Source organism: Agromyces solani, assembly GCF_058349925.1.
The window spans coordinates 606,681-623,665 of sequence record NZ_JBYRER010000003.1; the positions used below are offsets into that span (position 1 = coordinate 606,681).

At 71.7% G+C, this 16,985-nt stretch carries 19 protein-coding genes; 7 read left to right on the plus strand and 12 right to left on the minus strand.

The window, feature by feature from the left end; genetic code table 11:
• Nucleotides 1-44: 44 nt before the first annotated feature.
• Complete coding sequence (efeU, locus tag AC3RJ7_RS15155) at nt 45-899, minus strand: iron uptake transporter permease EfeU (RefSeq protein ID WP_491456680.1); 855 nt, start codon at nt 897-899, stop codon at nt 45-47.
• A gap of 128 nt (nt 900-1,027) precedes the next feature.
• Here efeU and AC3RJ7_RS15160 point away from each other — a divergent pair, with 128 nt between their 5' ends.
• Nucleotides 1,028-3,163, plus strand: a complete 2,136-nt coding sequence (locus AC3RJ7_RS15160; RefSeq protein WP_491456681.1) for a S9 family peptidase — start codon at nt 1,028-1,030, stop codon at nt 3,161-3,163.
• A gap of 60 nt (nt 3,164-3,223) precedes the next feature.
• Here the strand turns inward: AC3RJ7_RS15160 and AC3RJ7_RS15165 are convergent, their stop codons facing one another.
• A complete protein-coding gene (locus AC3RJ7_RS15165) occupies nt 3,224-3,829 on the minus strand; it encodes a dihydrofolate reductase family protein (protein ID WP_491456682.1) in 606 nt (201 codons plus the stop codon).
• 126 nt (nt 3,830-3,955) lie between these two features.
• Between AC3RJ7_RS15165 and AC3RJ7_RS15170 the strand changes: the two genes are divergently transcribed.
• Together AC3RJ7_RS15170 and AC3RJ7_RS15175 are read left to right on the plus strand one after the other, a co-directional pair.
• Nucleotides 3,956-5,275 carry an FAD-binding oxidoreductase gene (locus tag AC3RJ7_RS15170; RefSeq protein ID WP_491456683.1) on the plus strand — a complete coding sequence of 440 codons (1,320 nt, stop codon included), beginning with the start codon at nt 3,956-3,958 and terminating at the stop codon, nt 5,273-5,275.
• A gap of 364 nt (nt 5,276-5,639) precedes the next feature.
• Nucleotides 5,640-5,921, plus strand: a complete 282-nt coding sequence (locus AC3RJ7_RS15175; protein ID WP_491456684.1) for a hypothetical protein — start codon at nt 5,640-5,642, stop codon at nt 5,919-5,921.
• Nucleotides 5,922-5,973: 52 nt separating this feature from the next.
• Here AC3RJ7_RS15175 and AC3RJ7_RS15180 read toward each other — a convergent pair whose 3' ends face one another.
• From AC3RJ7_RS15180 to AC3RJ7_RS15190, 3 genes are read right to left on the minus strand one after another with little or no spacing between them, the layout of a single operon-like run.
• Complete coding sequence (locus AC3RJ7_RS15180; protein ID WP_491456685.1) at nt 5,974-6,363, minus strand: hypothetical protein; 390 nt, start codon at nt 6,361-6,363, stop codon at nt 5,974-5,976.
• 34 nt (nt 6,364-6,397) lie between these two features.
• A complete protein-coding gene (locus AC3RJ7_RS15185) occupies nt 6,398-7,009 on the minus strand; it encodes a DUF1349 domain-containing protein (RefSeq protein ID WP_491456686.1) in 612 nt (203 codons plus the stop codon).
• Nucleotides 7,010-7,052: 43 nt separating this feature from the next.
• Nucleotides 7,053-7,415, minus strand: coding sequence for a metalloregulator ArsR/SmtB family transcription factor (locus AC3RJ7_RS15190; protein ID WP_491456687.1), 363 nt, complete (start codon nt 7,413-7,415; stop codon nt 7,053-7,055).
• Nucleotides 7,416-7,529: 114 nt separating this feature from the next.
• Here AC3RJ7_RS15190 and AC3RJ7_RS15195 point away from each other — a divergent pair, with 114 nt between their 5' ends.
• Nucleotides 7,530-8,840 carry an FAD-dependent oxidoreductase gene (locus AC3RJ7_RS15195; RefSeq protein WP_491456688.1) on the plus strand — a complete coding sequence of 437 codons (1,311 nt, stop codon included), beginning with the start codon at nt 7,530-7,532 and terminating at the stop codon, nt 8,838-8,840.
• 15 nt (nt 8,841-8,855) lie between these two features.
• Here the strand turns inward: AC3RJ7_RS15195 and AC3RJ7_RS15200 are convergent, their stop codons facing one another.
• The 3 genes from AC3RJ7_RS15200 to AC3RJ7_RS15210 all read right to left on the minus strand — a co-directional run bounded on the left by AC3RJ7_RS15200 (nt 8,856) and on the right by AC3RJ7_RS15210 (nt 10,937).
• Nucleotides 8,856-9,260 carry an arsenate reductase ArsC gene (locus AC3RJ7_RS15200; protein ID WP_491456689.1) on the minus strand — a complete coding sequence of 135 codons (405 nt, stop codon included), beginning with the start codon at nt 9,258-9,260 and terminating at the stop codon, nt 8,856-8,858.
• 88 nt (nt 9,261-9,348) lie between these two features.
• On the minus strand, nt 9,349-10,233 hold the full coding sequence (locus tag AC3RJ7_RS15205) for a metalloregulator ArsR/SmtB family transcription factor (protein WP_491456690.1): 885 nt from the start codon (nt 10,231-10,233) through the stop codon (nt 9,349-9,351).
• A 35-nt stretch (nt 10,234-10,268) separates the two neighbouring features.
• Complete coding sequence (locus tag AC3RJ7_RS15210) at nt 10,269-10,937, minus strand: hypothetical protein (protein WP_491456691.1); 669 nt, start codon at nt 10,935-10,937, stop codon at nt 10,269-10,271.
• A gap of 109 nt (nt 10,938-11,046) precedes the next feature.
• Between AC3RJ7_RS15210 and AC3RJ7_RS15215 the strand changes: the two genes are divergently transcribed.
• Entirely contained in the window at nt 11,047-11,634 is a 588-nt protein-coding gene (locus AC3RJ7_RS15215) for a GIY-YIG nuclease family protein (RefSeq protein WP_491456692.1), read from the plus strand.
• 57 nt (nt 11,635-11,691) lie between these two features.
• Here the strand turns inward: AC3RJ7_RS15215 and AC3RJ7_RS15220 are convergent, their stop codons facing one another.
• Nucleotides 11,692-11,937 carry a hypothetical protein gene (locus tag AC3RJ7_RS15220; protein ID WP_491456693.1) on the minus strand — a complete coding sequence of 82 codons (246 nt, stop codon included), beginning with the start codon at nt 11,935-11,937 and terminating at the stop codon, nt 11,692-11,694.
• 45 nt (nt 11,938-11,982) lie between these two features.
• Here AC3RJ7_RS15220 and AC3RJ7_RS15225 point away from each other — a divergent pair, with 45 nt between their 5' ends.
• On the plus strand, nt 11,983-12,483 hold the full coding sequence (locus AC3RJ7_RS15225; protein WP_491456694.1) for a MarR family winged helix-turn-helix transcriptional regulator: 501 nt from the start codon (nt 11,983-11,985) through the stop codon (nt 12,481-12,483).
• Nucleotides 12,484-12,529: 46 nt separating this feature from the next.
• On the opposite strand, the gene AC3RJ7_RS15230 is transcribed toward AC3RJ7_RS15225, so the two are convergent.
• Nucleotides 12,530-12,904, minus strand: coding sequence for a YciI family protein (locus AC3RJ7_RS15230; RefSeq protein WP_491456695.1), 375 nt, complete (start codon nt 12,902-12,904; stop codon nt 12,530-12,532).
• Nucleotides 12,905-13,078: 174 nt separating this feature from the next.
• Between AC3RJ7_RS15230 and AC3RJ7_RS15235 the strand changes: the two genes are divergently transcribed.
• Nucleotides 13,079-14,776, plus strand: coding sequence for an HNH endonuclease signature motif containing protein (locus AC3RJ7_RS15235; RefSeq protein WP_491456696.1), 1,698 nt, complete (start codon nt 13,079-13,081; stop codon nt 14,774-14,776).
• Nucleotides 14,777-14,856: 80 nt separating this feature from the next.
• Here the strand turns inward: AC3RJ7_RS15235 and AC3RJ7_RS15240 are convergent, their stop codons facing one another.
• Together AC3RJ7_RS15240 and AC3RJ7_RS15245 are read right to left on the minus strand one after the other, a co-directional pair.
• On the minus strand, nt 14,857-15,771 hold the full coding sequence (locus AC3RJ7_RS15240; RefSeq protein WP_491456697.1) for an NAD(P)-dependent oxidoreductase: 915 nt from the start codon (nt 15,769-15,771) through the stop codon (nt 14,857-14,859).
• A 93-nt stretch (nt 15,772-15,864) separates the two neighbouring features.
• Nucleotides 15,865-16,974: a zinc-binding dehydrogenase gene (locus AC3RJ7_RS15245; RefSeq protein WP_491456971.1), complete on the minus strand. Its 1,110-nt coding sequence runs from the start codon at nt 16,972-16,974 to the stop codon at nt 15,865-15,867.
• Nucleotides 16,975-16,985: the final 11 nt, after the last annotated feature.

Below are 16,985 nucleotides of genomic sequence, written 5' to 3' on the forward strand. Positions count from 1 at the left end.
TGGGAGCTCCTGGTTCGACTGGGGGTGCGGGGGGACGGACGTGGTCAGGGGACGGTCACGACCGCCGGAGCGGCGGCCGGAGCGGGCTTCGGGGCATGGCGGCGGTTCAGCATCACGAGGTAGAGCGTCATGGTCACGGCGACGTAGGCGACCCAGCCGATGACCTGCGCCCAGGTCGGCTGCGGGGTGAAGTTGAAGATGCCGCCGAGCAGCGAGTCGAGCCAGCCGCCCGCGGGCACGACGGTCGTGAGGTCGTACGCGGCGGTGCCCCATCCGGGGATGACCGACGCCTCCTGCAGGTCGCCGATGCCGTACGAGAGCACGCCCGCGGCGACGAGGATGAGGAAGAGCCCAGTCCACGTGAAGAACGTGCCGAGGTTGAACCGGACCAGGCCCTTCGAGATGCCCCATGAGATGGCGATCGCGGTCGCGATGCCCGCCACGGCGCCGAGCGTGCCGAGCACGGGGTCGCTGCCGCCCGAGGCGTTCGCCCAGACGAAGAGCGCCGTCTCGATCCCCTCGCGGCCGACCGACAACGCGCCGAGCAGCACGAGCGCCCAGGTCGAGCGCTCGATCGCGGCATCCACCTGCCCGCGCAGTTCGCTCGAGAGCGTGCGCCCGTGGGTGCCCATCCAGAAGATCATCCAGGTGACCGTCGCGACCGCGACGAGCGAGAGCACGCCGCCGAGGATCTCCTGCGCCTGGAACGTCATCGCGTACGGGCCCCAAGTGAGGAGCGCGCCGACGCCGAGCGAGACCGCCACGGCGATGCCGATGCCGATCCAGAGCCGGCCACGCAGCTCGCGGTGCCCGATCTTCGAGAGGTACGCCAGCAGGATGCCGACGATGAGACCGGCCTCGAGGCCTTCGCGGAGGCCGATCAGGTAGTTGGCGAGCACACGTCTCTCCCGGGATGAACGCGGTGGGGAATGAGCTAAGGCTAACCTAACTCGATCGCGCAGCAAACTTCGGCCTCCGGTCATCGCGACTCTCCCGCGGAGCGGGTCCGAGGACGTAGCGTGGAGTGGTGCTGACTCCTCCCGTGACTCCGAAGCGACCGATCGAACGCGTGCACCACGGCGACGTCGTGGTCGACGACTACGAGTGGCTGCGCGACAAGGACGACCCCGCGGTGATCGCGCACCTGCACGAGGAGAACGCGTACACGAACGCGAAGACCGAGCACCTCGCGATCCTGCAGGAGCAGGTCTTCGAGGAGATCCGCACCCGCACGAAGGAGACCGACCTCTCGGTGCCGGTCCGCGAGGGCGACTGGTGGTACTACAGCCGCACGGTCGAGGGGCTCGAGTACGGCATCCACTGCCGCGTGCCGGCCGCCGGTCCCGACGACTGGGAGCCGCCGGCCATGGATGACTCGGGCGCGGCGCTCCCGGGCGAGCAGATCCTCCTCGACGAGAACGTCGAGGCGGAGGGCCACGAGTTCTTCGCGCTCGGCAGCTTCGACGTCTCGGCCGACGGCACGCTGCTGCTGTACGGCGTCGACGTCGAGGGCGACGAGCGGTACACGGTCCGGCTCCGCGCGTTGGACGACTCGGGGCGCGAGTTCACCGACGAGATCGAGGGCACCGCGGCCGGTGCGGTGTTCGAGCCGGGCGGGCGGTACGTGTTCTACGCGACCGTCGACGAGGCCTGGCGGCCCGACACGATCCACCGGCACGAGGTCGGCACCGAGGCATCCCAGGACGTCGTCGTCTTCACGGAACCCGACGAGCGCTTCTGGCTCGGCGTCGGGCTGACGCGCAGCCGCCGCTTCCTCGTCATCGAGGCCGGGTCGAACGTGACGAGCGAGACCCGCCTGCTGGATGCCTCGGACCCGACGGGCTCGTTCGCGGTCGTGTGGCCTCGGAAGGACGGGGTCGAGTACGACGTCGAGCACGTGGTCGCGGGCGGGCGCGACCGGCTGCTCATCACGCACAACGACGGCGCCGTGAACTTCGAGCTCGTCTCGGTCTCGGCCGACGACCCGCAGGGGCCGCGCCGCATGCTGCTGCCGCACAGCGCCGACGTGCGCATCGAGAGCGTCGACGCGTTCCGCGACTTCGTCGCGCTCGAGTACCGCCGCGACGGGCTGCCGCGGGTCGCGGTCGCCCGCGTTCCGGCCGACGGGCTCCCGGCCGACGCGACGCCCGACGACACGCTGCACGAACTCGCCTTCGACGAGGAGCTCTTCTCGGTCGGCCTCGCCGGCAACCCCGACTGGGAGCAGCCGACCCTGCGCCTCGGGTACACGAGCTTCACGACGCCCTCGACGGTGCTCGACGTCGTGGTCGCGACGGGCGAGCGCAAGCTGCGCAAGCGACAGGCCGTGCTCGGCGACTACGACGCGACCCGCTACGCCCAGCGACGCGAGTGGGCGACGGCGAGCGACGGCACCCGCATCCCGATCTCGCTCGTCTACCGGCACGACCTCGTGACCCTCGGCGAGCCGGCGCCGACCCTGCTCTACGGCTACGGCGCGTACGAGCACTCGATCGACCCGGGCTTCGGCATCCCCCGGCTGTCGCTGCTCGACCGGGGCATGGTGTTCGCGGTCGCGCATGTGCGCGGCGGCGGCGAGATGGGCCGGCTCTGGTACGAGCACGGCAAGAAGCTCGAGAAGCGCAACACGTTCACCGACTTCATCGCGGCCGCGCGACACCTGGTCGACAACGACATCACGGCGCCCGACCGACTCGTCGCCCAGGGCGGGAGCGCGGGCGGCCTGCTCATCGGCGCGGTCGCGAATCTCGCGCCGAAGTACTTCTCGGGGTTCCTCGCCGAGGTGCCGTTCGTCGATCCGCTGACCTCGATCCTCGACCCGTCGCTGCCGCTGACGGTCGTCGAATGGGACGAGTGGGGCAACCCGCTCGAGGACGACGAGGCCTACTCGTACATCAAGTCGTACGCCCCCATCGAGAACGTGCACGTCAACCACTACCCGCGGATCCTCGCGGTGACCTCGCTCAACGACACCCGCGTGCTCTACGTCGAGCCGGCCAAGTGGGTGGCGAAGCTGCGCGAGGCCGGTGCCGACCCGCTGCTCAAGGTCGAGATGGCCGCCGGGCACGGCGGTGTTTCGGGCCGCTACTCGGCCTGGCGCGAGCGCGCCTTCGCGTACGCGTGGGTCATCGACGCGGCGGGGGCGCACCCGTCGGGCGAGTGATCCTTCCCACTGGCCGAGGAGCGCGCGACGCGAGCGCCGCGAAACCTGCGGACGGCGGCGTCAGCGGGGCACGTCGTAGGTGATGTGCGTCACGAGGTCGGTCTGCAGCACCTCGACGGGCGTCAACTCGAGGTCGAGGCCTTCGAACAGGCGCTCGCCCGAGCCCAGGGTGATCGGCGAGATGCTCACGATGATGCGGTCGATGAGCCCCGCCCTGAGGTACTGCTGCACGGTGCTCGCGCCGCCGGCGATCGAGACCCTGCCGTCGCCCGCGGCGGCCTTCGCCCGGTCGAGCGCGTCGTGGATGCCGGTCGTCACGAAGTGGAACGTCGTGCCGCCCGCCATCTCGACGGGCTCGCGCGGATGGTGGGTCAGCACGAAGACGGGACCGTGGTACGGCGGATCCTCGCCCCACCAGCCCTTCCACGAGCCATCCGGCCATTCATCGCGCACCGGGCCGAACATGTTGCGGCCCATGATGTAGGCGCGCGGCGCGAGGATCTGGTCGACGATGGGCTGCGCCTCGTCGGGCTGCTCGAACATCCAGCGATGCAGGTCTTCGCCGCCCTCGCCGAGCGGGTCGTCGAGCGACTGGTTCGGGCCCGCGACGAAGCCGTCGAGCGACATGGTGATGTTGGCGGTGACGAGGCCGTCGTTGATCGTCATGCCGAGCACCCTACGCCGCGGCGCCGACACCCGCGACGATCGCCGCGACGGGCGCATGCGCGCGCATCGATTCCGCGCTGAGCGAGCAACCTTCCCGGTGTCGGCGGGCGCTGCCAGACTGACGAAATGTCTCTTCTCACCGAACTGAGCGAGCAACTCCCAGGCCGGGCCTTCGGTCCCGGCGCAACCGAATACGACTCCGGCCGCACCGTCTTCGCGGGCGCCGGCGAACCCGAACTCGTCGTGCGGCCGCACACGGTCGACGAGGTCGCGACGGCCGTGGCGCAGGCCGCGGCCGCGGGCCTCTCCATCGCCGTGCGCAGCGGCGGTCACGGCCTCCTCCCGGTCGACGACGGGCTCGTCGTCGACCTCGCCGAGTTCGACACGATCGAGGTCGACGATTCCGGCCTCGTGACGCTCGGCCCCGCCGCCCACTGGGGCGACGTCGCGGCAGCGCTCGCACCCCGTGGGCTGGGCATCAGCTCGGGCGACACCCGTCAGGTGGGCGTCGGCGGGCTGCTGCTCGGCGGCGGCATCGGCTGGCTCGTGCGCACCCACGGCCTCACGATCGACGCGCTCCGCGAGGTCGAGCTCGTGACCGCGGCGGGCGAGGTGCTCACCGTGAACGCCGACTCGCACCCCGACCTGTTCTGGGCGCTCCGCGGCGGCGGCGGCAACTTCGGCGTGGTCACGCGCTTCACGGTGCAGGCGAGCCCGGTCGACGGGCTCGTGGGCGGCTCGATCCGCTTCGACCGCTCCGACGTGCTCACGGTCCTGCGCGCGTGGCGCGAGGTCATGCGCGCCGGCGGCGACGACCTCAACTCGTCGATCATGCTCATGCCGCCCATGGGGCCCGAGATGCCGGGCGGCCCTCAGGTGGGCATCGCGTTGCGAGGCAGTGAGAGCGAATTGCGCGAGCTGCTCGCACCGCTCCTCGCGCTGCCGTCGGTCACGACGGTCGACCTCGCCCCCATCGCCTACGGCGACCTGCTCGAAGACGCGCCGCCCGGTCGTCCGCCGTTCCAGTTCGTCGGCGGCAACGGCTTCGCGCCCGAGGTCACCGACGAGCTGCTCGAGGCGGTCGCGGCCGCGTACGCCCGCGACGTGCCGACCATGGCGCTGCTCCGCTGGCTCGGGGGCGCGTTCTCGAGGGTGGCTGCGGACGCGACGGCCATCGCCCACCGCGACGCCGAGGCCCTCGTGGTCGTGAACGGCGTACTGCCGGCCGACGCCGCCCCCGAGCTCGTCGCGGCGGTGAAGGCCGGCAGCGATGCCGCCATCGCGTTCACGACGGGATCGTACGGCGGCTTCGAGGCGAACCGCAGCGACGCCATCACGGCGTCGATGTACCCGCCGGCGACGCTCGAGCGGCTGCGCCGCATCAAGGCCGAGGTCGACCCGGGCAACGCGTTCCGGCGCAACCACAACATCGCGCCGGCGGGCTGACGCGCAGCCCGACCCGGATCCCGTCGCATCGGACGCACCGATGCGACGGGATCGTCGCGCTCCACAGCCGGCGCGATCGATTTTCGGGAATCGTGGAACCGAAGGGCCATCCCCGGACATATCCCTATAGCGGCAATCATCTGCACCGGCTGCCGCGTCCGCTTCGCGCTCGACAGAAAGGCAACGACGATGCTCCCGCACCGATCGACCGACTCGACGCAATCACCGACCGATCCGATCGACTTCACGGCCTACCTGCCCGATCCGGCCGACGAGCCGACCGGCTAGACCTCAGGCGTTCGCCGGGCGTCCGGCGCGGGATCGCGTGCTGGACGCCCACGCCGCGCGAGCGTAGCCTGCCGCCATGGGGGTCAGCGGCGAGACCTGGGCTGCGCTCGCACTCGCGAGCATCTTCGTCACGCCGTTCGTACTCTGCCTGCTGTCGGTCCCATGGCTCGTGCACGCGGCACGACGACGCCGGACCCGAGCGACCGACTCGGGGGTGCTCAGCCGGTCCGACGAGGTGTTCAACCCCGAGGCATCCGCGCCGACCGGCGGCACCGACGTGACGTCGGCGCTTCCCCTGACCGTTCCGCTGCCCGGTGACGCGGCGCTCCACGTCGGCCGCATCCGACTCGACGTCTGAGCGACCGCGGCGGCACCGAGTGGCCTCGTCACGTTCTCGCGGGTGAACCGCGTCAGCTGCAGCGGTCGGGGAGATCGAACGTCATGCCTCCCGTCGACGTGAAGCGGACGCCGGCGACCTCGTAGTCGACGCGGATCGCGTCGACGTGGCCGGGCACCTCACCACGCTCGACCACGGCGACAACCGCCATCGGCTCACCGGCCTGCGCCGCGCCGCCCACGGCCGCAACGCGTTCGTCCCACTTCGGCGTCGTCGGCGGATACTCGGCCGCGCCGATGTTCCCCTCGACGGGAACCAGGTAGGCCTCGGTGAGGCTGACCCCCTCGGCGCCGATGAGCCGCACATCGCGAACCGTGACATCGACGGCCGGCGGCCGAAGCACGTCGCCGATGACGAGCTTCTCGCCGGCACCGAGCTGGGTGCAGACCAGGGCGCCGCCCATCTGCCCGAAGCTCGGGTCGATACCACCCTCGGGCTCAGGCGATCGGCGGATCCTCGTGCAGGTCGACGTCGGCCGGCACGAACGCCCATCGCGTGAACCGCACCTCGAGGCCGGCCCGCAGCGGTGCGCACAGCATCGGTCCGGCCTCGGCGGGTCCGGCCGTGAACGGCGCGACCCTCAGTGTCCGCCACGGCCCGTCGTCGGCGCGCGCCCGCAGCGTGACCGCGTCGCCCGCCTCGCCACCGCGGCTCGCGCGAACGGTCACGCGACGGCCGGCCCACTCGGGCACCGGTGCGAGCGACCAGTCGGAGACGCCGTTCGTCACGACCGCGCCGAGGTGCGGCACGCCGTCGGACATCTCGAGACCCGCCTTGATCCACTGGTTCTCGCCTGCGAAGAGCAGCAGTCCCGCCTGGTCGTAGAGCCCCGTGAGGGTCGAACTGTCGAACACGACCTCGACCGCGGCGTCGGCGGGCCAGTCGGCGAGCAGTCCATGGCCGTCGTCGTGCACGAACCCGTAGTGCGTCGTGCGCCAGTAGTCGCTGCCCTCGATCGCCTCGGCGACGAGGGCTCCGGCATCGACGCGACTCGACGCCGGTGCCCTCGTCCAGCGTCCTTCGCTCCAGCTCACGTCTCGTCCGGTCATGCGCCCACGCTACCGGCGCCCGCCACCGGGTGCGCGCCGCGGATCAGGCGTCGAGCAGGGGCGCGGCGGCCGCCTCGAGCGCGCCGGGCACGAGCCGGTAGTACGCCCAGGTGCCCCGCTTCGACCGCGAGAGGAAGCCCGCCTCGGTGAGGATCTTGAGGTGGTGCGACACCGTCGGCTGGCTCAGCCCGACCGGTTCGATGAGGTCGCAGACGCACGCCTCCTGCCCCGCCGAGGCGGCGACGATGGAGACGAGGCGGAGCCGCACGGGGTCGGCGAGCGCCTTGAGCCGGCGAGCGAACCGCTCGGCGTCGTCGGCGGTGATCGTCTCGCGGACGAGCGGCGCGCAGCACGACTCTGCCGCGGCGTTCGCCGAGACATCCGTGACGTCGAGCATCGTGACCATGCATCGATGATACTCGATATTGACAGTCATCGATATTTCGTTCCATACTCATCGCATCGAAGTCCATCGATATCCATCGATACCCCCCTGGAGGACGCAGTGACACTGCTCGACGTGACGACCCGCCCCGTGACCGACGACCGCCTCTCGACGTTGCCGGTGGTGATCGTCGGCGCCGGCCCGATCGGGCTCGCCGCCGCGGCGAACCTCGTCGAGCGCGGAATCGACTTCGTCGTGCTCGAGGCGGGCGACGACATCGCCGACAGCGTGCGCGCCTGGGGTCACACCCGACTGTTCTCGCCGTGGCGGCATCTCGTCGACCCGGCGTCGCAGCGCCTTCTCGAGGCCGAGGGGTGGGTGCTGCCGAGCCCCGAGCGTGCCCCGTCGGGTCGCGAGCTCGTCGACGGGTATCTTCTGCCGCTGAGCCGGCTCGAATCGATCGCCTCCCGCATCCGAACGGGTGCCGAGGTGCTCGCCGTCAGCCGCCAGGGCATGGACCGGACCCGCACCTCGAACCGATCGGCGACGCCGTTCCTGGTACGCCTCCGTACCGCATCGGGTGTCGAGGAGCTCACGGCCCGCGCGGTGATCGACGCCTCGGGCACGTACCGCTCGCCGAACTCGCTGGGGTCGTCGGGACTCGCGCTGCTCGGCCTCGACGAGGTCGCCGACCGCGTGCAGCCGGCTCTGCCCGACGTTCTCGGGCGCGATCGCGACACGTTCGCGGGCCGGCACACCACCGTCGTCGGCGCCGGTCACTCGGCCGCGAACACGTTGCTCGGGCTCGTTCAGCTCGCCCGCGAAGTGCCGGGCACACGGGTCACCTGGCTCATCCGCAACGCGCAGGCCGTTCGGGTGTCGTCGTCGGCCGACGACGAACTGGCCGACCGCGCGAAGCTCGGCGGTCGCGTCGACGCGGCAGTCCGCCGCGGCGACATCGAGCTCGTGGACGGCTTCGAGATCCTCCGCGCCCGCCGCGGCACCGACGGGGTCGAACTCGTCGGGCAGCGGGGCGGCGACCTCGCGGTGCACGCGACCGACCTCGTGGTGAACGCGACCGGTTTCCGGCCGAACCTCGACCTGTTGCGCGAGATCCGCCTCGAGCTCGACGAGATCGTCGAGGCGCCGAAGCGGCTCGCACCGCTGATCGACCCGAACGTCCACTCGTGCGGCACCGTCGAGCCGCACGGCTTCGCCGAGCTCACCCACCCCGAGCACGGGTTCTTCATCGTCGGCATGAAGTCCTACGGCCGCGCCCCGACCTTCCTCCTCGCGACCGGCTACGAGCAGGTGCGGTCGGTCACCGCCTGGCTCGCCGGCGATCTCGTCTCGGCGTCGAACGTCGAGCTCGTGCTGCCGGCGACCGGGGTCTGCTCCACCGATCTCGGCGGGTCGTCGAGCTGCTGCTCATCCTCGGACTGCTGAGCCCGCCGACGTCGCCTACGCCGGCAGCAGTTCGGCGAGCAGCGCCTCGACCCGGCCGCGGATCTCGTCGCGGATCGGCCGCACGGCCTCGATGCCTTGACCGGCCGGGTCGTCGAGCTCCCAGTCCTCGTACCGCTTGCCGGGGAAGATCGGGCAGGCGTCGCCGCAGCCCATCGTGATCACGACGTCGGAGTCGCGGACCGCCTCGGTGGTGAGCACCTTCGGCACGTTGTTCGCGATATCGATGCCCTCCTCGGCCATCGCCTGCACCGCGACCGGGTTGATCCGGTCCTTCGGCTCGGATCCGGCCGAGAGCACCTCGACGCGGTCTCCGCCGAGCTGGCGCAGGAAGCCGGCGGCCATCTGCGAGCGACCGGCGTTGTGCACGCACACGAACAGGACAGTGGGCTTTTCAGTCATCAGGTGACGCTCTCCTCGGATTCGATGAGTTAACCATAGATCACGATCTATGGTTACGCGGGGCGCGGAGGCCGAGTTCAGCGGATGTTCACTCGGCAGGCTGCCCGAGCGACGCCATGAGCTCGCGCACTCGCCGGTCGATGTCGTCGCGGATGTCGCGCACATCCTCCAGCGGCCGCCCGACCGGGTCGGCGAGCTCCCAATCGAGGTACCGGGTGCCGGGGTAGACGGGGCACGCGTCACCGCACCCCATCGTGATCACCACGTCCGCCGCGCGCACCACCTCGTCGGTGAGCGGTTTCGGGAACTCCCCGCCGAGCGACACCCCGATCTCCTCGAGCGCCGCGGCGACCGTCGGCGCCACGGCCACCGCCGGCTCGGAGCCGGCCGTTCGAACCAGCACCCGATCCCCGGCCAGCCGTCGGAGCAGCGCCGCTGCCATCTGCGACCGCCCGGCGTTCTGCACGCACACGAACAGCACCTCCGGAACGCCGGTGGAATCCCGCTTGCGGGCCGCGACCGCAGCCAGACGCTGCGCCGAGAACTCGGCCGTTCGCGATGCCAACCGTGCACCGGTGCCGGCCCGGACCAGGAGGCGTCGGCTTTCCTCGACGAATCGCTCGACCGTCTCGCGGTTGAACGTCCCGGCGAACCGGACGGCGAGGTCGTCGACGACCCGCGAGAACACCGCGGCATCCGGTTCCGTGTCGAACCGCTCACCGAGCAGCTCGAGCACGCGGTCCAGTCGACCAGGAGCCACCGAGTACCAGACCTGCCGCCCTTCGGGGCGGCGCTCGAGCACGCCCGCCTCGACGAGCACCTTCGCGTGATGCGTGATCGTCGGCTGACGCAGCCCGAGTTCCCCGGCAAGCCGAGTCACCGTGGATCGCGCGTCGGGCCGACCCAGGATCAGCTGCAGCATTCGCGTGCGCGTCGGATCGGACACGGTCGCCGAGAGCTGAGCGAGACTCATAGACAAAAGTCTATGCCTCGCGATCAGGGCCGGAGTCAGCCGACGTACCCCCGGAACGGGTCGGCCTCTTCGGCGCGCCGGCCCCGCTCGGCCTCGGCCTCGCGCAGGTCGCGCTCGAGGTCGCCGAGCAGCCCGCGCAGCCGGTCGTCGCGCTCGGCCTCGTAGGTCTCGTCGACCTCGATCTCGGGCCAGCCGCTGCCCCACTCGCGTGCGAGGCGCGCGTCGATCGCTCCGGCGACGTCGTCCCACGCCTCGTTGCGGGCGCGCTCGGCGAGGGCCGCCAGGTACTCGGGATCGTTCCGGCGCGTCCACAGCTCTTTCGCGATCGCGGCGTAGACCTGCTCGCGCCGGCGCAGGTTCGCCGCATCGGCCCGCCGGTAGTCGTGCTCGTTCGACGCGCGACCCTCGCGCTTCGCGGCGACCGTGCGGTCGTCGGCGGTGCGCTCGGCGACCTCGTCGGCCTCTTGAACGAGCTCGTAGAGCACCTCGCGCGCGGCGGCCGCGGCGCGCTCGTCGTCGAACGGCTCGTCACCGCGCAGCGCGTGCATCACGAAGCGGTTGCGCAGCGCCATGCGCCCGGCCGCCTCGGCGACGAGCAGGCCCTCGGCGAGCATCTCGTCGAACGTCGGAGGGACGACCTCGGGCAGGGCGCTGCGGTCGAACGGCTTGAAGCGCTTCGCCCGCTTCCTGCGCCAGAACGCCATGATCACGCCCCTCGAACACCGATGTCCGACGTCATTCGACGTCGGACATCGAGCCTATCGCGGGCGGGTGACGGGCGGTCATGTCGGCGGCCGGTCGTACCGTTGCCGCATGGTTGAGCTGGATGCCTCGGCCGCCCGCTGCTCGATCGCCGAGGCCGACGGCATGGCGTGCGCGCGACCGGTCGCGGCCGGTGCGCCGATCGCGCTCTGCGCCGGGCACCTGCTCGTCGCCTACGACTGGGTCGCCCGCGAGGTCGGCGAGGTCGACCTGCTGCCGGGGCCGTGCGCGGCCTGCGGCGCGCGGGTGGGCGTGCACTTCCCCTCGGGGTGGATCTGCGCCGACTGCGAGTGGCGCTACGGCGATCTGCCCGATCGCACCCTCGACGACGACCCCGTCGAGGTCGTCTACTACCTGCGGTATCGCGATCGGGTGAAGATCGGCACCTCGGCCAATCCGAGGCAGCGGGTCGCGAGCCTGCCGCACGACGAGGTGCTCGCGTTCGAGCGCGGCGGCCGACGCCTGGAGCGCCGGAGGCACGAGCAGTTCGCCGCATTCAGGGGCCGGGGCACCGAGTGGTTCGACGTGCACGACGCGTTGCTCGAGCACATCGCCGAGCTCGCAGCCGGCGTCGACGACCCCTGGGCGCAGTACGACCGCTGGGTGAGCCGGCGTCTCGCCCGACCGCGCCTCGACTGACCCCGGTCGGTCGAGCCGGCGCGCAGCGCCGTATCGAGACCACCGACCCCGAGCGGCCTACCCGGCCGCCGCCGGCACCGGGCAGTGCAGCTGGGTGCGCTCGCCCGAGCGATCGATCTCGTGGTCGGCCATCGCGGCACCGCACAGCGGGCAGGTCGGCGCGGTCGCCGGCTTCGGCTCCTCGTCGTAGGGGCCGAGCGGGGGCGGGCCGATATAGGGCAGCAGCTTGGCGTTGAGCCGGTCGATGAAGCCCGCGTAGCCGCGCTGGGCTCCGGGATCGACCGCCTTCTTCTTTCGCGTCACAATCATTAGTGTACTAACAATTCGTCCACAAGTCATAATGGATGCATGACCGAGAACACCGCCACCGTCGAGATCGACAACTCCGAGGCATCCACCCCCGCAGACGGCGACGGCCCGGTCGACCTGCTCGCCCTCGAGAACCAGGTGTGCTTCGCCCTCGCGGTCGCCGCGCGCGGCGTGATCGGCGTGTACCGGCCGATCCTCGAGCCGCTCGGCCTCACGCACCCGCAGTACCTCGTGATGCTCGCGCTCTGGCAGCGGAGCCCCCGCACGGTGCGCGACCTCGGCGGGGCGCTGCAGCTCGAGCCGGCGACGCTGTCGCCCCTGCTCAAGCGGCTCGAGGCGCAGGGCTACCTCACTCGAACCCGCAACCCGCACGACGAGCGCGCGCTCGACGTCGAGCTGACCGAGACGGGGCGCTCGCTGCGCGAGCAGGCGCTCTCGATTCCGCCGCAGGTCGTCGACCGGCTCGGCATGAGCCTCGCCGAGCTCGGCGCCCTGCGCGACCGGCTGAGCGAGGTCATCGCGGCGGTGCAGCGCGGCTGACTGCCAGCCCCACGGGCCTGCTGGGCACGCTGCCCCCAGGAAGCCGTCAGGCCGGCTCCTCCTGCAGTGCACGCACCTCGACGCGGCAGCCGAGCGCCTTCGACGCCTGCGCGGCCCATTCGACGGCCGCGGCCTCGTCGGCCGCCTCGATCACCCAGAAGCCGCCGACGTACGACTCGGCTTCGACGAACGGCTCGTCGAGCACGCGCGTCTCGCCCGAGGACGCGTCGACGGTCTTCGCAGTCGACGGCGGGTTGAGGCCACCGGCGAACACCCACGCACCCGAGTCCCGAAGGGCCGTGTTGAACGCGTCGACCGCCGCGATCACGGCTTCGAAATCGGCCGGATCGAATGCCTGCATCGACTCCATCGTCGGCTCATCAGCGGAATCGTGGGGCATCGTCAGGAAGTACTGCGTCATGGTTCCGTTCCTCTCGTCGGGGACGCCGTTCGGGAGGCGCCCTCACTCAGGCGTCGAACGACGATGCCGCGGGTCGACATCGGCCGCAAGTATCGTCCGTGGGGCGCTTCGAGCACCGTGCCGCACCGGTTCGCCGGGGCCTCGAATGTCGGTGGGTGGTGTGACGATCAGTTCATGTCAGACGGGTTCGACGGGCGCGGGGCAGCACTGCTCGACGAGCCTGTCCGTGCTGCATCTCCGGGTGTCGATCTCGCCGAGTTGCTCGCGCTGCCCGCCGACCCGCTCGCGTGGTTGAACGCCGACGTCCTCTTCGACATCGACCGGCGAGACCCCGCCGAACCGGTCGATATCCACGACCTCGATGCTCATGATCCGTTCGCGCTCGAGGCCGAGTACGAGTACGCCGGGGTCGCGGCCTCCGTCGACGCGTTCGCCGAGCTCTGCGCGTCACTCGATGCCGCTGAGCAGGCCCAGTTCGCCGTGAACCGGGCCATGGCCGAGCACCTGGCAGCCGTGCGCCGCGCACTCGAGGTCGCCGCACGAAACCCGGCCGTGTACCTCCTTCCGGCCGAGATCGGCAAGCCCGGCGCATCCGAGCTCGCCGTCCGCGCCGCGGCCGCGGAGCTGTCGATGCGGCTCCACGTCCCGGCCGGCACGATCCGCAACCGCGCCCACGAGGCCGCCGTCCTGCAAGATCGCCTCCCCGAGACGTGGGCCCGCTTCACCGACGGCGCCGTCACGTACACCGACGCCCGCGTCGCTGCCGACACGGCAGCCGGGTTCCCGCCCGGAGACGCCAGACTGCCCGAGCTCGACCACGCCCTCGCCGCAGTCATCGGCACCGTCACGACCTCGCAGCTGCGGCACCGCGCCCGCACCATCCGGGCCCGGCTCGAACGCGACGCCCTCCCTGAACGCCACGCCCGTGCCCTCGCCGAACGCCGGGTCGTGACCGAGTACGTCGACGACGGCATGGGCTGGCTGCACCTCTATGCCTCGCAGGTCGAGATCGCGAAGATCACCACGCGCCTCGACAACACCGCCCGACGCGACCACGGCCACCCCGACGAGCCCCGCACCCTCGAGCAGCTCCGCGCCGATGCCGCGACCGCCTGGCTCACGGGTGCCGGCACGCCGACCGCCGCACGCACCGAGCTCCTCGTCACCATCCCGGTCCTCAGTCTCGTCGAGGCGCCCGGCGGCCGCTGGAGGAACCGAGCGGACCACCGCGACTCGGGCGCCAAGCCCACCGCGACCCACCGCAACTCGACCGAGGGCACAGCGACCCACCGCAACTCGACCGAGGGCACCGCGACCCACCGCAACTCGACCCACCGCAACTCGACCGGGCACGACCGCCGGCGCTACGGCGAGGCCGCGAACGACGGCATCGACGCGAGGCGCACCAGCCTCCGCGCCCTCGAGTCCGACGAGCAGCTTGCGCCGGCCCCCGTCCACCGCCCGTTGCCGATGCTCGACGGCGTCGGCCCCATCGACGAACACACCGCCAGGCGACTCTTCTCCGACGCCCACTCCTTTCTCCGACTGGCCGTCGACCCGATCACAGCAGCTCCGCTCGCGCTCGATCGCACGAGGTACCGAGTCACGAAGGAGCAGCGCATCTGGCTCGCCCTGACGCACGGCACCTGCTCGCGGCCGGGCTGCAACCGGCTCGCCTACACCGCCGACATCGACCACCTCGACGAGTGGCAGCACGACGGCGGAACCAACCCCGAGAACCTCTGCCCCGACTGCCGGGGTGATCACCGCCTGAAACACACCACCCGGCTCACCCCCACGAAGAACCCCGACGACACGGTGACCTGGCGAAGTCCGACCGGACGCGAGTACACCGGCCCACCGCCCTTCTGAGGTTCGGCGGGCCGACACGATCGACGCCATCGCCGCGTCACGCCGCACTCAGCCGACGGGCGCCGGTGATGCCGCGGACTTCAGGACGGCTCGAACCCCGCCACCGTGCCGTCGGCGGTCGCGAACTTCGCGATGAGGCTGCAGTCCTTGCCGCCGTACCCCTCGTCGATGAGGCGCTCGAACTGCCCGAGCGCGATGCGGGAGGCCGCCATCGGCAGCCCGGCCGAATCGCCGGCGTCGACGGCGAACGAGAGGTCCTTCTCGGCGAGCGCGGTCGTGAAGGTCGCGTCGTAGTTGCGGTTCGCCGGACTCGTCTCGACGACGCCCGGTGCCGGGTACCAGAGCCGGAGCGGCCACGACTCTCCCGACGAGACCGAGGCGACCTCGAAGAACTTCTTCGGGTCGAGCCCGAGCGAGTCGGCGAGCGCGGCCCCCTCCGAGACGCCGAGCAGTGACACGAACAGCATGAGGTTGTTCGCGAGCTTCGCCGCGATGCCGAGCGTCGGGCCGCCGAGCTCGAACACGTGGCCGGCCATCGGCTCGACCAGCTCGCGGGCGTCGGCCGTGGCATCCGCGTCGCCACCCAGCATGAAGGTGAGGCTGCCGGCCGCCGCGCCCGCGATGCCGCCCGAGACGGGCGAGTCGACGAATCGGAATCCGCGCCCGGTCGACTCGTCGTGGCACCAGCGCGACGTCTCGACGTCGACGGTCGAGGTGTCGAGGAGGAGCGCACCCGCCTGTGCGGTCGCCCAGACGCCGCCGTCACCCGCGTAGACCTCGCGCACGTGCTCACTGCGCGGCAGGCTCGTGAAGACGGCGTCGGCGCCGGCGACCGCCTCGGCGATCGAGTCGACGACCTGCACGCCGTGCCCGGCCGCAGCCTCCCGCGCCTCGGTCATCGGATCGACGCCGCGCACCGCGTGGCCGGCCGCCACGAGGTTCGACGACATGGGGCCGCCCATGTGTCCCAGTCCGATCCACGCGATGTTCGCCATGCGCCCGCCCTCCCGACCTCGTCGACGTGAAGTGCTCTCTCGCTGCCCACGATACGCCGGGCACGGGTGGCGCGCGGAGCGGCGATCGCGGGTTCAGAACCGGATGACCTGCCGGATCGCCCGTCCCTCCGCGAGGGTGTCCATCGCCTCGTTGACGTCGTCGAGCTCGACGGTCGACGAGATGAGCGCCTCGACCGGCAGCCGCCCCTGCCGCCACAGTTCGGCGTAGCGCGGGATGTCGCGCGACGGGATCGCCGACCCGAGGTACGACCCGACGATCGTGCGCGCCTCGGCGGTGACCGTGAGGGGCGAGATCTGCGAGACCGCCGACGCCGGCGGCAGCCCGACCGTGACCGTGCGACCGCCCGGCGCTGTGAGCGCGAACGCCGTCTCGAACGCCCGCGGGTGGCCCGCCGCCTCGACCACGAGCGAGGCGCGCAGCCCGGCGGCGAGCGCCTCCTCGGGCGTGTACGCCGCATCGGCCCCGAGCTCGCGCGCGCGGTCGAGTTTCTCGGCGACGCCGTCGACCCCGATCACGCGTCCGTAGCCGAGCGACGCCGCGGTGATGAGCGCCGCCATGCCGACGCCGCCGAGCCCGACCACGACGATGTCGTCTCCCTCGCGCGCCGCACCCGCGTTGAGCACGGCCCCGCCACCGGTGAGCACCGCGCAGCCGAGCACGGCCGCGACCTCGGGCGGGACGTCGTGCCCCACGACGACCGCCGACCGCCGGTCGACGACCGCGTGCGTCGCGAACCCCGAGACCCCGAGATGGTGCCGAACGGGTTCCCCGGCGCGGCGCAGGCGCACGTCGCCGTCGAAGAGGGTGCCTGCGGTGTTGGCCGCCGTGCCCGGCACGCACGGCAGGGCGCCCCCGGCGAGGCATCCGTCGCACCGACCGCAACGGGGCAGGAACGCCATCACGACCCGGTCGCCCACCGAGAAGCCGTCGGCGGATGCCTCGGCGCCGGCTTCCTCGACGATGCCGGCGGCCTCGTGGCCGAGCAGCATCGGCACCGGCCTCGGCCGGTTGCCGTCGACGACCGAGAGGTCGGAGTGGCAGATGCCGGCGGCCTCGATGCGTACGAGCAGTTCGTCGGGCCCGGGGCCGTCGAGCTCGAGCTCGCCGATCGTGATCGGCCGCGACTCGGCGAAGGGGCGTGCCCGCCCGAGCTCCTCGAGCACGGCACCGCGGATGCGGATCGACATCGTCG